The following is a 14953-nucleotide window of genomic DNA, read 5'->3' as shown; positions in this document are numbered from 1 at the left end:
ATGACGAATCATGTATCCAGTGATAAGCTGGCTATCGTATATGTCGATAATAGTTTGCGTTTTTATCGAGAGTTTCATAGAGTTCCCAATTTGGGTTTTCTCTGTCAATAATTTGTATGGTAATGGTATATTGGCAATTGTGAGTTGAACCGCTGATATTTTGTGGAGCATTTGTTGCAATCATATATAATAATTGCTTCTCAGTATACCATTTATATGTATATACAGGGATATCGTCTCCACGGGTTTTTAAATACTTTAGTTCAGGATTTCCAAGACGTGAAGTATAGGAATTAACGGCATATTTGAGAGATTTTGTATAAATTGTCGAATCATTTGTTGTCAGGGCGATTTGTGGTATTTCTAAAATGTTGTTATTAAATCCTATATTCAAATCTTCATATACACGGTCTCTTTTTCTGGAAATCAAATAACTGACTGATGGCATGTTATCAAAGACTAAACGCGAGGCTATAGAGCTATCAACTGGTTTTCCCGTGCTGTAATCATACCATCCTGGAGCATTGGTAAAGTTTGCCAGAAATTCTTCTTCAGGCATACCATAGTGAAGTGTATAAATAGAATCGATGTATTGCGTTATTTCTCGTATGGATATTAAATCCGGATCTGTGGCTGGATCAATTTCTTTCTTTGCAGCGACGCAGGTCGATGAAAAAAACGTTATCAATAGAGTGGCTAACAGCGCGATAGATAAATACTTTTGTTTCATAAGTACGCATCCCTTCAATGAAAAAATGATAGTCAATAAATGTTGTGAATATATATTTACGAGCGTATTGTTTTGTAATATGATTTTATAAAATGTTGGTAAGTATAGCAATATGTTGAGGATGTGTTATTGCTAATTTAATAATAAGAACAGGGGGGCAGGATATGGAGGTTCAGGAAGAACAAGAGCGAAATGACGGGTTGAGTGAAGATACCATTTTAAAACAGGATAATGAAAAACCGGATTTGAATATGGTTTCTCAGTTACAAGCTGAAAATCGGTTGTTACGGGATGAAGTAGCATCACTGGCTGCTCAGATGAAAAATATGAATGAGCAGATTAATAAATTGACGGAGTTGTTTAATGAAAGGATTAGATATACAGAGTTTGAGGAAACCTCAAGAAAAAATATGAATGATGAGTTGCAGTCCTACAAGAAGGGCTTGTTATTCAACATGATACGACCGTTTATAGTTGATATGATTCAGCTTCGTGAAGACATATTAAATGACTGTCAGGATGCCAACAGCAATGACCAGGCCTTTATAAGCCAAAATCAGGTTATCGCATATGCCGAGGAAGATATATTTGATATGCTGGATAAGATGGGTGTAGAAATGTATCGTAGCAATAAAGGTGATGAATTTGTTTCTGGTCGTCAGCGTGCAAAAAAAATTATGGAAAAAACCCATGATAAAGAACTGCATGGCAAAGTGGCTGAATCATTATCGTATGGTTATTCCTATGAAGGTAAGATAGTATATCCTGAATGGGTTAAACGTTATATTTATGAAGAAGAGTGAGGGACAAACGATGAGCGAGAAAAAGTATATTTATGGAATTGATTTAGGTACAACATATTCATGTATTGCTTATGTTGATGACAATGGCATTGCCCAGGTTATTGAGAATCTTGAAGGCACTAATACTACACCATCAGTGGTATTCTTTCCTAGTAAGGATGAGGTAATTGTTGGACAGGCTGCGAAAGATGAAATAGAGCTGTCCCCTGATAAGACTGTGGACTTCGTAAAGCGTCTTATTGGTAGTAGTAATAAAATTGACAAATTAATTCATGGAGAAGAAAAGAGCCCGGAAGAGATTTCTTCGTATATTTTGAAAAAAATTGCTTCTGACGCAGAAAAATCTATTGGTTCCCCTGTTAAGGATGTAGTTATCACATGTCCGGCTTATTTTGGTACGGAAGAACGTGAGGCCACTAAAAATGCTGGTATCCTGGCTGGGCTCAATGTATTGGAATTAATAGGTGAGCCTACGGCTGCGGCTTTATATTATGGAATCACTAAATCATCCAAAGGAAAAACTGTTTTGGTTTATGACTTGGGCGGCGGTACATTTGATGTTACTGTATTAAGAATAGATGACGCTGGTGATATTAAGGTAGTATGCTCTGGTGGCGAGCGGTTACTTGGAGGTTATGATTGGGATAAATGTTTGGTCAACAACATGAAAAATCAATTTTACTCTGCAACTGGTTTTACTGGAGATTTTAATGAGGATGATTGCCAGGCTTTTGCTGCTAAGGCGGAGGAGGTAAAAAAAGCACTTTCTCAGCGTGAGTCCAAGGATATTAATTTAAAGCTGGATGCTGGTAAAGCCCGTATTACTGTTACCAGAGAAGATTTTGAAAAAATGACAGCTGATTTGTTGGAGACTACACTTGATGTTACTAAGCAAATAATCAGCGAGGCTAAAGAAAAAGGTTATGATATTGATGAAATCCTGTTGGTTGGCGGTTCTACCAGAATGCCACAGGTCAGAGAGATGCTGGTTAATAATTTCCATATTGAACCTAAATTCAATGAGCCTGATGAGGCTGTGGCCAAGGGAGCAGCAATATATGCTTTAAGTGTATATGAAAATAAGGTTGAAGAATGGAAAGAAAGGAAAGAGAAAAATATGGCTCTTACTGTAGCAGAACAGCAGGAAGCCGTTCTTTACGAGGAAGAAGCTGCAGTAAGTTCTTCCAGCATTACAGGTGTATCATCACATAAAATAACTGAAATGATAACAATGGCGACAACTAAGAGTTATGCCTTGATTACATATATTAACGATGTTGAAAAATGTGAGAATTTGATCATAAAAAATCAATCAATGCCTTATGGCTCCGTATCAGTTACCAAGCCGTTTTATACTAGACACGATAATCAGACTACTGTTGAATTACAGGTTTGTGAAAGTGATATACTTGATGAAGTTTATGATCTTGGAATAGTACCTGTACTGGGGAAATGTTCGTTAAAAATGGGACCAAATCTGCCTAAAGGTTCCCAGCTGGATGTAACTTTTACACTGAACAAAGAAGGAATTCTTCATGTTCACGGAAAGGATATCTCATCTAATAACTATGTTGATGCAGATATGCAGACTTCACATAATACAGGCATGTCTAGTACAGCGTTAATGTCACTAAAAGAAAAAACAACTGCCATTGCTGTAAGGTAAAATAATATTGGTGCGGGCGGAGGGTATTTTGCTCTCTGCTCGCATATGTTTACGGAGATTTGAGATTATGGATAATGATAAATACTGGCAACCTCTCACTATTGATGAGCGCAATAATTATGAAGTTGATACCTTTGTGGATATATTACAAGTTCTGGGGAAGAAAAATGCTTACGATGTAATTGGCGGTAATCCAAGTGATAGTCCTGAAGTATTAAAACAAAAGGCAACGGATTTGAAGAACAAATATAAAGGCGCCAGAAATGACATCAACAAAGCTGTAAATAAAATACGTATTATATTCAATGATGATGCCAGCAAGGCGGCTTATGATTCGTATCTGAATAAAAAATTCCGGTTAAGATTGTTTGGGGAAATAGATAAGGATCATGAGCGTATAGGGGTTATAACCTTTGATTCATCAGAACAATATTCAAAGACATTGTCAAATTTAGTAGATAAGACCCCCGAAGAATGCTTATCCATAATCCATGATTATTGTAACGAAAAAAATTACAAAGTTGACAAAAAGCGGGTAATTTATGTCAGCAAATGGGAGAGGATAAAGAAAAAAGCCACCTTAGCATCATATGTTGCAATAGCTGGTATTTTGGCATTTACCTATTTCTTCGTTTTAAATACTAATGAGACCAAGGATTCAATTATTAAATACAGTCAAATAAGTAAGGATGAGGTCCAAATAAACGATGAACTGTCAGCAACGGAGTTCATAGAAAAATATAATTCTTCTATAGGAGCTAATTCAAAGTTTCAACTTTCTGCACCAGAAGCGGGCATAAGCAACGAACATGATACATATTGGTACAAGGCAGGCTTTAGTGATAAGGATTCCGGTGTAGGTATCTATACAAATAAAAATGGTCTGCTCACTAAGCTCGTTGTATATCTTCCACCAGGATATAATCAGAGTGATGCATCTATGATTTTTTCGAACATTTTAAACGTTATTTCAAATAATAAAGTGGAAAACGGTTTGATTTTAGCGGTATCAAATGCAGCCAGATTTTCACGGGTGGATATGTCACCAACAAATTTCGCTTCATATTTGAGAGCATATTATCTCATGATGCGTGAGAGAGATTATACTGTTTGCCTAAGAAGTATGGGGAATAACAGGGATTATGTTATTAAAAATACAGATCAGTTTATTAGAAAACAGAATGGTGTAAAAATTGAAATATCAGCTCGAGGAATGAAAAAATGAACAATAATAATTGGTATTTGAGATTTGGGCTTCCTTTTGACCCGCCTGCGACAACGCGGGAAGAAATTGAAATACAATTAAATAATGTATTAAAAACTTTAGATGGTCGTCGTGATACTGTAAGTATAAAAGAGCTTGAGTTTATCAAGCTGAAAAAAGAGACTATAATTGATGAACTAATGGATGACACTATCAGGGAACGATATGTCAGAGAGGCCATGATAAAGGTATATATGTCTCCAAGTAGTTTGGATGCAAAAATAAGGGATATAATTCAGAGATTTGGTTCTGTTAGCACAGAACTGCGAAAGGACCTTGCGGCTGAATTCAATATACCTAATATTGATGCGGTTGACAGAAGATGTGCGATTGTTGAAAAACAAGAAAAACTTGCCAGATCGGGCGGGGGAAAAAAATCATTTATTCCGGCGCCAATAAAGAAGTTATTTTCTCATATAAAAAATCATCGTAAGAAAATATTAAAAATAGGCATATTGGTGGGCGTTGTCTATTATTTCTTCTGGGGTGCAGGCGGAATTCCTGAGCCTAAAGATCATGATGGAATGATGGAATACAGTGATGTTCATGATACACGCTATCGACCAGCTTCTCTGAATACAATTCGTAATGTTTATAGTATTTTAGAGATTTATAATAATAATGTCATTGAGGAATCCAAAGTAACCGATGATGAATCATTAAAGGATATTATTATTCCTGGGTTGGTCCAAGAGGGGTTAAATGTAGGTAATCACAAGAATCTGTTTGGTACAACCTTTGCTGGTGGTGATCAAACTGGTACTATTGATTTTTATATTGATGGAATGCCAGAAGAAGCATTTATATTCCATGCAGACATATATTTGCCATACAACAAACTGGAAGGTAATTTTAAGTCGGATGACCGAGAAAAGAAACTAAAGGTTATTATTAAAAATTTAATTCTTAGTGAATTTGATGGGAAAATTCTTGATGAAGCTGTACATAAAATTGTCAATGCTGATGTGGACGACAAAGTTGCTTTCAGACTTATATCAGTAGACAGGGATTATGTTCTAAAGAGGGGGGCGGTTGCCCAGTATGACAACAATCCGCAAACAAAGCGAAAAAGAGACATAGATTCACGAGATATTCAACTTGTTTTATCAGCCTATCCGACTGGACTGAAAAAACAAAAATAATCCGTGATAGTGATAACGATGGCTAATAAAATGACGCACTCATCAACATTGAGTGCGTCATTTATTTTTTGATAGGCCTATGCTCTTTTCTTCTCATTGTATTTCTCTTTTATTTTCCGTTGGGTTTCCACGATTTTAATGGCCCGTTCTGCTATAAAATGCTCCAGTGCCTGGGTGAAGGCATCGGAATTTACGGCAATATCATCCACACGGGCACATGGGGCGGTCATGTTTGAGCGCTTATATCCCAGCATGGTGGTATGGCCATACCACTGGTCAGAGCCAAGGAAGAAAATATATCCTTCGTTCAGTATTTCAAACTGGCATTTAAGGCCACCGTTTCCATCGTCCTCGATTTCCAGCAGGGGCTTTTTTATCCGCTCCAAAGTATCCGAGTCAAATATGCCAAGGGGCACATTACCCAGCAGCACATAGCGGGAGTGAAGCCAGCCGTTCCGGTGGTCGGCCTTTTCTTCCTTGCTTGGGACAATGATTTTTGGGAAGTAATCATCATCTATTAAATTATAGAGGTTGTGGAAGTGTATCAGATAATTGTCCATTTCCGTTGGGGAATCGAAAATCTTTAAATTGCGCATGGCCATGGCATAGTCTTTGGCGCGTGGGCGGTAGAGAACCATATAAAAAACTCCTTTCTTTTTGAAAATATTGCTTGAATTTAGAATGTGTGTTTTGTATAATGATAACAGAAATAATGTTCGGTTACAAGGGGGGGAAAAGCACATTTTTGGGAAAATAATTGTTATTTTATTTTCCATAATAGGGTATAATATGTGTGTTATCTGATGAAAGGTTTATGGTGATTGTAATGTATAAGTCTATTGATCTGTTTGCTGGTATTGGTGGTATCAGAACTGGTTTTGATAATGCTTTTAAAAAGAATATAGAAACGGTTTTTGTCAGCGAATGGGATGATTTCGCACAGAAAACTTACAGACAGAATTTCGCTGATAATTTTGATATAGCTGGAGATATTACTAAAATTGATGAAAACGACATACCAGAATTTGATATCTGCCTGGCCGGATTTCCTTGTCAGGCATTTTCGCTTGCCGGTAAACACATGGGCTTTGATGATGACTACAAAGGAATGTGCCGAGGCACTTTGTTCCAAGAGGTAGTCAGAATTTGCGATCATCACAAGCCAAAAGTTATTTTCTGTGAGAATGTAAAAGGATTAACTATCCATGACAGGGGCAGAACCTTTAAGGTTATCAAAAGAGCCTTTGAGCAGATTGGTTACACTGTATATGATAAGGTACTTAACAGTAAAGATTTTGGTGTTCCACAGAACCGGGAACGAATTTACATTGTATGTTTCAGAAATGATATTGATGCTTCTTCATTCCGGTTTCCGCAGGGGTCAAAGGAAAAAGTATGCATCAGGGATATAATGGAAGATGCACCTATATCCCCTAAATATTATCTTAGTGATGTCTATGTAGACACTCTTCGCAGACATAAGGAACGCCATGCAGCAAAGGGACATGGCTTTGGTTATGAGATAAGGGATTTGGACGATATCGCTGGGGCTATTGTTTGTGGCGGCATGGGTCGGGAAAGAAATCTGCTTATAGATGCCAGACCCCATTCCATGAAGCCAGTCACTCATATTAAGGGTGAAATAAATAAAGAAGATATAAGAAAAATGACCCCAAGAGAATGGGCAAGACTGCAAGGGTTCCCAGACAGTTATAATCTAGACGGAATTGCCGATACCCACTTATATAAGCAGTTTGGCAACAGCGTTACAGTGAATGTTATTGAAGCCATAGCCAAGGAGATACTTAAAGTTTTGGCACGAGAGAATGTAACAGGAAATGATGCTGTTAATGTTTTACTCGATGATAAAAAGGAACAAAAAGCAGGTTAATGGACTTATATATAGTTCCAAAATGATATATTGAATTAATGCTATGGATACTCATACCAAACAACAGCGTAGCCATAATATGGCCAATATAAAATCAAAAAACACTAAGGCGGAGCGGGTGCTTCGCCTTGCTTTATGGCATCGGGGTATCAGATACCGGAAAAATTGGCGAAAGCTCCCTGGCTCCCCGGATATTGCCATTACAAAATATAAAATAGCTGTCTTTGTGGATGGCGATTTTTGGCATGCCCGTGGCCATGAACAGGCACCTGGGGAGCAAGTGGGCACAAATAAAGACTTCTGGAAGAAGAAGCTGTCCCGCAATGTGGAGCGGGACAAAGAGGTAAACGACCAGCTAACCCAGGCAGGGTGGCTGGTGCTTCGGTTCTGGGAGTCGGACATAAAGAAAGACATAAATGGTGTAATTGCTGAAATAATGAAATATTTACCGTAAGCCTTGGCCATATATAATGCCCAGGGCTTTTATATTTTGATGATAAAAGAACCTCAGAACATAAACTACACTGCTCTATATTATGAGGCATATAGTGAAATCTCTATAAAGAGACACTTTCTTCTGATATAATAAAAAGTTGTGAGAAGGAGGATACATTATCATGAGTGGATCAAAAGTTTTAAAGCAATACTTGATAGATAATGTTGGCAGAGAAATTCCCCTAGAGGAACTTAATTCACTATGTGCATCCAACGGCCTGCATCACTGGGATCGGGTGATACGGAATTGGATTCAGGAAGGATACAATATAGAAAATAAGCGGGGTAAATGGTACAAATTATGTTCTTTAGAGATAAAACCAAACCCTAATAAACGGAAAGCAATAAGTAAAAAATTAAGATTTTTGGTATTTAATCGTGATAACTTCACTTGTCAGGGATGTGGGCGTACTGTTTCAGATGATGCCATCAAATTAAGTCCTGACCACATAGTACCAGTTGAATGGGGCGGAAAAACAGAGTTAGATAATCTTCAGGCCCTCTGTCGTGAATGCAACGAAGGAAAACAGGCATGGGTTAAAGGTGAGGATACGGCTGTTATGAAAGAAGTAAGCAACCAAACGAACACCGAAGACCGGCTCAAGGTTTATTTTTTACATCATCCAAATGAACCTATAGCAGCAGATCGCCTGTCTGTTATAGCAAAAACAAGGGAATGGACAAGACAAATTCGATATCTTCGTGCTCATACGGGAATGAAAATTAAATACATACCCAAAAACAAAAGCAGGAAGATATTGAGGGATTCATATATTTTTATCAAGGAGGATTAATTATGGCAAGTGCAAAAGACAAGCTTCACGACTATTTTTTACAACATGTAGGTGAAATAATTGATCGAGAAACCCTGCGCAATGTTGCCGGGAATATTCAGGATTGGCAGCGCTCATTACGCCAGCTTCGTCAGGAAACTGGGTTAGATATTGTTTCCCAAAAAGAAGGATATATTCTAACTTCTGCCACCCCCGTAAATACCCCACAAATTAGAAAACCAATCGATGATAAGCTTAGATATGCTGTTTTGCAAAGAGATAACAGCACATGTCAACGGTGTGGGGCAAACATACACAATAAACCAAATGTCAGCTTGGCGGTGGACCATAAACTTCCGGTAGATATGGGAGGAGATACTACCATCGATAACCTATGGACCCTGTGTTCAGACTGTAACGGAGGGAAGAAGGCATTTTTTAAAGATGATAAAACAGACGAAATCAAGGAAATAATGCAACTTAGTAGTGCCTCAAAACGACTCAAGGCCTATTTTGAGCTTTATCCTAATAAAGTCATCGAACCTATAAAACTTTCTGTCATTGCGAATGTGAGAGACTGGGAAAGAGCTCTCAGGCTTACACGCCAGCAGGAAGGAATGGATATTCAATGGATTCGTCCTTGCACCGAATACCCTATGGGTGGATATATTTATCATTATTGATACATATTATAAAAATAGTATATCTATGAATTTACGGCCCTGGCGAAAGCTGGGGCCTATTTTATTGGAATGAATAGTATCTCGGTTTATTGCCGTATTTTATATTCAAATTGACTGGATAAATCCACTCAAATCGTTGATTGAATGTAGAAAATTTAAGTGATAATATATTAGGCAAATGTAGGAAAACATCATATTTATCGAAGTGATAAATGTTGTTGCTAATAGCCAAAAATGAAGTGCGGAGGTCAAAAAATGCGTGATATTAATGATGAGAAATATGCTGAAGCCTATGAAAGATATGAAAAAAACTTTGTCGCTCGGATGAGCATTGAGTGGAAATTTGATGCTGAAAAGCTGAAAGATGCCAATCCTGGTACTTCAGTAGAGGAAGCAGACAAGATAATTGCTGACTATATGAAGGATTATGGTTTTTACTACAGCAAGGATTTTGGCAGTTATGTGTCAGAAAAAATTACAACTGATGGAGAATTGAAAAAGGTCATTGAGGGTCTGATTACTGATAACCTTTGGATTGCTTCATGTCTCGAAATATTTAATAGTCGAAGACTGGAAACCCACGATTTGAAAGCATTATTGGATGATATGGACAGAATTGACGGGAAAAAATAAATCACCGTATGGCTTAACGATTGGAGGCTGATAATATGGAAAAGATGACCTTAAAGGAAGCCAGAGTATTGAAGGCCCGCTTGGGTAAGGAATTGGATAGACTTGTAGAAAAGCGGGATGGAGTAGCTATTGTGACAATAATGCCAGAGGAAAATCCAATGGACTTTATTGATGTATCAGTAGATGAGGTTACAAAGAAGATTGATGACTGCATTGACCGCCTTATTGAAGTTGGACGGGTTATACGACTGGCCAATGTGGGGGCGGCACCGAGCGCAAACAAAAACGACATTGCCACAATGGTTGAAAAGACCATTATGTTACGGAAGGAAGCCAAGTATTGTAGTGCTTTGGGTTCCAAAAATCCAAGAATGCGCGACCGTGGTGGTTTCGGATCGGATTGCACGCAGTTGGTGAATGTAACCACCTATGATATTGCAAAATATGCAGATAGGGCCCGGCAATTGTCTGATGAAGCTGAAAAGCTGTCTTCAGAGATAGACCGTCTGGACTTGGAAACAACCGTAGAGGTTTGATTAATTTTGGCAAGAAGAGGATTTTCTGAGTATTGCTCCTGTTATTATTGGCAGATCTAAGAAGCGAAGATGTTTGTTGGACGCGGCAGCCAGAAATTTTCTCGTACGTGAATGGACAGAACGCAGAGTATATGAATTGTCCGCATTGGGAAAACAGGTGATATAGGCGTAATGTCTTGGGAATCCTCTTTTTGTATAGATTTTTGAATTATTATAACTACATGGCCCTGGCAAAGCTGGGGCTTTTTGTATAGAAAAGTTTGATACTCATTTTGCCTTATTAATCACTCAAATCGTTGATTGATAGGGCTTTGCAGGATTGATATTATGATAAGTAACCTAACAAGAATGGGGGATTTTGCCCAGAGAGGAACAACTATGAAAGATTATGAAGTTATTGAACAAATAGAAATATTCCATGAGTTATATTGGGGGTTACTTGCAGATTTTCACAGAGCAACGGATAATAAGGTATTTTTATCATCAAGCCCTTTATCTATATTTCAAAATAAATTGGCTGAGATATGTCACGACTTATTATCACCGAAATATTCTACTATGGACGATATGCTTCGGGTGCGTGGAGTATATGAATTTGCCCGAGATTATATAAAAGCCTTGGAAAAGGCAGGGACACGATATTATGACAATCTTACCACCCTTAGATTTAATTTTAATATGGAAGCGGTGGAAGCAGCTGGGACTACGACAGAGGCTTTGCTGGCTCCAATGAGGGAATATGCCAGAGAAAAAGGTATCTCTGAACCAGAATATGGTTTTTTTACTTTGCCTACTGACAGAAACTCATATTGTATAATTATAGACTGGGTTATAGAGTATTCGCATAATAATAAAGAGTTTCCACATTATTTCAAGTCAATAATAAGTACCATAGATGATGAGGTTGAGGATTGTTTGCCGGCGTTAATGGAGTTGGATGATTAAGTAAAAAAATGATTGTATAGGCGTAGTGGTGAATGACATGAAAAGATTACAAAAATCAGTATTTGAAGAACATAGGGATTATTTCTATAAAATCGCCGAAAGGAATACTGTAAAGAACGAATTGGGTGAGACGACTATTTCCCGGCAAGATGAAAGTTTTGATGATGATATTTGGGATAATGCCTATAAGAATCTTAAAAATAGCAGAATATGAGAATAGTTGAATGAAATTGTAATATATTAGTGATAAAGCCAATATGTGATTCGTTACCCCAGTGATGATGCTGGGGTTTTTGTATGTATTGACTCAAATATACTCATATTGAGAATAAAATGTGCAAAATGCTTATTGATTTTCTCGTATTGCGGATATAAGATATAAAAAAGATTTGGAGGCGAAATAAATGAAAAATAATAGAAATAATTTCGGAGATAACCTTAAGTCAGCGCGGAGCAAGAAATACCATACTCAAAAGGCTTTTGCAGACGCATTGGGAATTCCCTATACCACATATAGTCAATATGAAAACAATAAGAGACAGCCTGATCTTGAACTGCTTGTAAAGATGGCAGATTTCTTGGAGATTACAGTGGATAGTCTGCTTACTAATTCAAAAAGTGATGATTATTTAAGCCTTGTTCGTGACGCAATGCAGGGATATGTATGGGTTGGTGAAAAAATAGATTTTGATAGTGATGAAAAAAATCTGTGTAAAATGATAACTCGCAATGGAATAATTGAGATATCACGTGAATGGTACAATCAACTAAAACAAAATTTGGAAGACAAAATATATGAATATGTTAATGAAGAAGTGAGGAAAGAAATCACCAAGCAGCGTGAAACAATGTTTAATATAGCCCAGAAGGCACAATATACTATGGAATCAAGGATTTTGTGCGATAGCCTGAAATATGATTATTCAGTGATAAACAAAATCGCTGAATGTAGAAAATTATCAGAAATGCCTAAGGAGGAAAAAATCGTACATATTATATTTGAACTATATTTTTCGGGAATTTCTTGCAAGGGGGATATCAAAGAAATCAATGATAAACTGGTTCGCATATTTCAGGCAATTTGCTCCATGGCAAATGGTTTGGTTGGAGAATATGAAGAATATGATTTTAGCGAAGAATTGACACAAGAGATTTTGACTAAGGTACGAAATTATAAGGGAAAAAGAAATTATGTGGCGGAACTGTATTTGAAACAGCATTGGAATCTGTTTGATGAGGAGATGGATATTATGAGGAATCCGTTTGAAACTATGCGAAGTTTGTTTTATACGTATGGCTTGAAAAATCTCCGATATGAATATAGTGCAGCAGAAACAATGGAGGATTTTATTATTGGTATGGAAAACAATCCACCAATAATATGATTCAAGAGATTATTAGCATGATGATATATTCAAATTGACTGTATAAACACAGTCAAAACGTTGATTGATAAGGCTTTGCGGCTTTGATAATATTAGGTAAATAAAGGTTTTCAGGGGGGAGCATGGTGGATAGAATTTCAACGTTTAAAGAAGGACATGAATATATAGCTTTCCCTGACGGTACTAAAATAACTTTCTCAAATATACTGACATCAGATAGTGGAGAGAAGTATGTCCGTGTCTTTGTCAGGCAGTGGGATGTGGAAAAAGACAGGTTTAACACTATAAATATGAATCTGCCCAGCGGAAGAGTTATATACAAGGTTGGCTTTTCCGAGGATGTGGCAGATGACCATATCCGTCATATCTGCAACCTTAAGAATGTTATCTGGGAATGCGCCGAGGATAAGACAGAGGAGAGTATTAAGGAAAATAAAAGATTAATGAAGGAATATCCTTTCCTTATACCAAGAAAACGTGAAAACGGGGAGATATTGGACGGGGAGGATTACAGCTGTACCATGCTGGACCCTATGCCAAAGGGCTGGAAGAAAGCATTTGGTGAGGATATATGCAGGGAAATTAAGGCGTTTCTCTTTGAAGAAAATATGCTGGAGGGCTATTGGGTTAAGCAGATCAAGGAAAAGTTTGGTTCTCTCCGTTGGTATGATAATGACTGCAGCCGCCATGCCAAATTGAAGCAGATTAAAAGTAAATATGTTGAACTGAGTGAACATACCTGTGTCATGTGCGGGGCTGAAGGAACCATGCGGGGTAACCTACGCTGGATATCACCATTTTGTGATGAGTGTTATGAGGAGCTTATAGAATGGAATCCATATATGATAAGAAAAAGCAACGTTTAAGTATAGTATTGTTCCCTTCGGATTATTTTAATCCTTCAGTTGTGGATGGGGACTTTGAAAATGAATATAGGGCAGTGCTGGAGCAGCCAAACCTTATGCCTCTCATCTTTAGCTATGAAGGGTGGTTTCAGCAGGGAAAAATGATTCTTTCCGGTGATTTGCCAAAGACTGCCTCCAAGGCTGTTTATCGTGGCTGGATGATGCAGCCGGAGAAATATGCCCAGTTTTATGAAGCACTGAAGGAGAGGAATATTCTCCTTACCACTAGCCCAGAGGAATATGGGCGGCTTCACGTTTTCCCAAATGCCTATCCCTACGTAAAGGAGGACAGTGCCCGTATTCTCTGCTTCAAGCTACATGAGCCAATTCAGATATCCTCTGTTTTAAAGGAGTTTCCGTGGTTTATGGTGAAGGATTTTGTCAAATCGGTTAAAGGGTCGGATTTCCCGAAATTCTTTGATAGCTCCTTTAGCCAGGAGGATTTTGATCACTGGATGGAGGTATTTTACAAATACCGCGGTGATCTTCTGACTGGGGGAATATGTATCAAGGAATATCTCAATCTGAAGAAATATGATGGGAAGACCAATGAATACAGGGCATTTTATGCCAATAATGAAATGATTTCCTTTGAACCAAATTCCGGTCAGGGGACCTTCACTCCCGCACCGCCAGCGCAAATGCTGAAAAAATACCAGTCAGTGGAAAGTCCTTTTTATACCGTGGATTATGCGGAATTGGCTGACGGCTCGTGGAAGGTAATTGAAACAGGTGATGGCAGTGTATCGGGCTTATCCGACCGCCAAGATGTCAGGGCTTTCTATAGGTCACTGTATCTGGCCTTTAGCTGATGAATATTTGGAAGGGGCTGTTACTATGAAAGAAAAACACACAATAGTAAATACCGTCAGAACATATCAGATGATTCTAGCTATGAGTCAGCAGGAAAGAACAGAAAAAATAAAGCAGCTGGATTCCTTTTTGTTGGTCGATGTTTTTGAATGTTTGGCAATGTTAGAAGGAAATGAATGTGTAAATATGGATGATAATTCTGTATTTATTATTGATAACAAGGAAATACTAAAAGAGCTGAAGGATGAAATAAAAGAACGCCTGAACCAAGCAAGTACTTCAGAATAGA

18 protein-coding genes are annotated in these 14953 nt (G+C 37.8%); 16 read left to right on the top strand and 2 right to left on the bottom strand.

Annotated features, from left to right (window positions below; genetic code table 11):
• Positions 1–31: 31 nt before the first annotated feature.
• Entirely contained in the window at positions 32–730 is a 699-nt protein-coding gene (locus D081_RS10165; protein ID WP_085024066.1) for a hypothetical protein, read from the bottom strand.
• Between the two features lie 164 nt (positions 731–894).
• Between D081_RS10165 and D081_RS10160 the strand changes: the two genes are divergently transcribed.
• The 4 genes from D081_RS10160 to D081_RS10145 all read left to right on the top strand — a co-directional run bounded on the left by D081_RS10160 (position 895) and on the right by D081_RS10145 (position 5605).
• Positions 895–1533, top strand: coding sequence for a hypothetical protein (locus tag D081_RS10160; RefSeq protein ID WP_085024065.1), 639 nt, complete (start codon positions 895–897; stop codon positions 1531–1533).
• Between the two features lie 10 nt (positions 1534–1543).
• On the top strand, positions 1544–3199 hold the full coding sequence (locus D081_RS10155) for an Hsp70 family protein (protein WP_085024064.1): 1656 nt from the start codon (positions 1544–1546) through the stop codon (positions 3197–3199).
• A gap of 67 nt (positions 3200–3266) precedes the next feature.
• On the top strand, positions 3267–4424 hold the full coding sequence (locus D081_RS10150; RefSeq protein ID WP_085024063.1) for a hypothetical protein: 1158 nt from the start codon (positions 3267–3269) through the stop codon (positions 4422–4424).
• On the top strand, positions 4421–5605 hold the full coding sequence (locus D081_RS10145; RefSeq protein WP_085024062.1) for a hypothetical protein: 1185 nt from the start codon (positions 4421–4423) through the stop codon (positions 5603–5605). The genes D081_RS10150 and D081_RS10145 overlap by 4 nt, the downstream gene beginning before the upstream one ends.
• 77 nt (positions 5606–5682) lie before the next feature.
• Here D081_RS10145 and D081_RS10140 read toward each other — a convergent pair whose 3' ends face one another.
• Positions 5683–6243: a hypothetical protein gene (locus D081_RS10140; protein ID WP_085024061.1), complete on the bottom strand. Its 561-nt coding sequence runs from the start codon at positions 6241–6243 to the stop codon at positions 5683–5685.
• 155 nt (positions 6244–6398) lie between these two features.
• Here D081_RS10140 and D081_RS10135 point away from each other — a divergent pair, with 155 nt between their 5' ends.
• The 12 genes from D081_RS10135 (at position 6399) to D081_RS10085 (ending at position 14952) form a co-directional block, all read left to right on the top strand.
• The gene (locus D081_RS10135) at positions 6399–7496 is read left to right on the top strand and encodes a DNA cytosine methyltransferase (protein ID WP_233127474.1); all 1098 of its coding nucleotides are present in this window, start codon (positions 6399–6401) and stop codon (positions 7494–7496) included.
• Positions 7497–7539: 43 nt separating this feature from the next.
• The gene (locus D081_RS10130) at positions 7540–7950 is read left to right on the top strand and encodes a very short patch repair endonuclease (RefSeq protein ID WP_085024059.1); all 411 of its coding nucleotides are present in this window, start codon (positions 7540–7542) and stop codon (positions 7948–7950) included.
• 163 nt (positions 7951–8113) lie between these two features.
• Entirely contained in the window at positions 8114–8785 is a 672-nt protein-coding gene (locus tag D081_RS10125) for an HNH endonuclease (RefSeq protein WP_085024058.1), read from the top strand.
• Positions 8786–8787: 2 nt separating this feature from the next.
• The gene (locus tag D081_RS10120) at positions 8788–9447 is read left to right on the top strand and encodes an HNH endonuclease (RefSeq protein ID WP_085024057.1); all 660 of its coding nucleotides are present in this window, start codon (positions 8788–8790) and stop codon (positions 9445–9447) included.
• A gap of 255 nt (positions 9448–9702) precedes the next feature.
• Positions 9703–10080, top strand: coding sequence for a hypothetical protein (locus D081_RS10115; RefSeq protein ID WP_085024056.1), 378 nt, complete (start codon positions 9703–9705; stop codon positions 10078–10080).
• Between the two features lie 35 nt (positions 10081–10115).
• A complete protein-coding gene (locus tag D081_RS10110) occupies positions 10116–10616 on the top strand; it encodes a hypothetical protein (RefSeq protein ID WP_085024055.1) in 501 nt (166 codons plus the stop codon).
• A 378-nt stretch (positions 10617–10994) separates the two neighbouring features.
• The gene (locus D081_RS10105) at positions 10995–11561 is read left to right on the top strand and encodes a hypothetical protein (RefSeq protein WP_143272193.1); all 567 of its coding nucleotides are present in this window, start codon (positions 10995–10997) and stop codon (positions 11559–11561) included.
• Between the two features lie 37 nt (positions 11562–11598).
• Positions 11599–11775: a hypothetical protein gene (locus D081_RS12705; protein WP_158087641.1), complete on the top strand. Its 177-nt coding sequence runs from the start codon at positions 11599–11601 to the stop codon at positions 11773–11775.
• 190 nt (positions 11776–11965) lie between these two features.
• Complete coding sequence (locus D081_RS10100; protein WP_085024053.1) at positions 11966–12946, top strand: helix-turn-helix domain-containing protein; 981 nt, start codon at positions 11966–11968, stop codon at positions 12944–12946.
• A gap of 122 nt (positions 12947–13068) precedes the next feature.
• The gene (locus tag D081_RS10095) at positions 13069–13812 is read left to right on the top strand and encodes a hypothetical protein (protein ID WP_085024052.1); all 744 of its coding nucleotides are present in this window, start codon (positions 13069–13071) and stop codon (positions 13810–13812) included.
• Entirely contained in the window at positions 13776–14663 is an 888-nt protein-coding gene (locus tag D081_RS10090) for an ATP-grasp domain-containing protein (RefSeq protein ID WP_198941990.1), read from the top strand. Before D081_RS10095 ends, D081_RS10090 begins: the two co-directional genes overlap by 37 nt.
• A gap of 25 nt (positions 14664–14688) precedes the next feature.
• Positions 14689–14952 carry a hypothetical protein gene (locus tag D081_RS10085; protein WP_085024051.1) on the top strand — a complete coding sequence of 88 codons (264 nt, stop codon included), beginning with the start codon at positions 14689–14691 and terminating at the stop codon, positions 14950–14952.
• Position 14953 lies beyond the last annotated feature (1 nt).

The organism is Anaerovibrio sp. JC8, assembly GCF_002100115.1.
In the GTDB taxonomy this organism is placed as follows: Bacteria; Bacillota; Negativicutes; order Selenomonadales; family Selenomonadaceae; genus Anaerovibrio.
This window is presented reverse-complemented; position numbering and strand designations above follow the sequence as displayed.